This window comes from Tsukamurella sputi, from assembly GCF_007858445.1.
Classification (GTDB): Bacteria; Actinomycetota; Actinomycetes; order Mycobacteriales; family Mycobacteriaceae; genus Tsukamurella; species Tsukamurella sputi.
The window spans coordinates 1-589 of sequence record NZ_VIGV01000131.1 but is presented as its reverse complement, the minus strand read 5'-3'; the positions used below and the strand labels follow the sequence as shown (position 1 = coordinate 589).

Sequence of the window (589 nt, the reverse complement as noted above, 5' to 3'; positions counted from 1 at the left end):
ATGATAGACTAAAAAGGAGCAATATACCTATGTTTTGCCCATGTTGCTACCGATCAGCTAGGAGACATGGATCGTCATAATAGAGAGATAAGTTGCTGATAAATTAGAGCCTGGAGGTCAATATGAGTTATCAAGTGGTGGGGTACCCATTCTGCCCCTTTGTGCAGAGAGTCCTTATTGCATTAAATGAGAAAGCGGTTGATTTTGAGTCGATCTGGCTCGATCCGCATGCTGAATTACCTGAGTGGTTTAAAGAGTGGTCTCCTTTAGGAAAAGTGCCGGTTATGAAGGTGACAACAGGAGAGGTTCTCTTCGAATCGATGGCTATTGTGGAGTATATCGAAGAGCTACATAAGGTTCCTTCAATCTATGCTACATTGCCGGCAAAGAGAGCTATTCAGCGCGCCTGGGCGGGTGTTGCAGGCGAGCTATATGGTCCGCAATATATGAGTATGGGGGGTAAGAGTGAAGCTGAAGTTGAGCAACATTTTGCTACAATGAAAGCGACCCTAGAAGTGCTCGAAGAGCGCTGTGGGCGTAGCTATTTTAGTGGAGAGACGATGACCGCGGTGGATATCGTTTTAGCACC

Annotated in this window: 1 protein-coding gene; it reads left to right on the top strand. The window is 46.0% G+C overall.

The features are described 5' to 3' along the window. Positions 1-122 precede the first annotated feature (122 nt). Positions 123-589 (top strand): glutathione S-transferase family protein (locus FK268_RS26070; protein WP_146437855.1); only part of this gene is annotated, 467 nt, incomplete at its 3' end.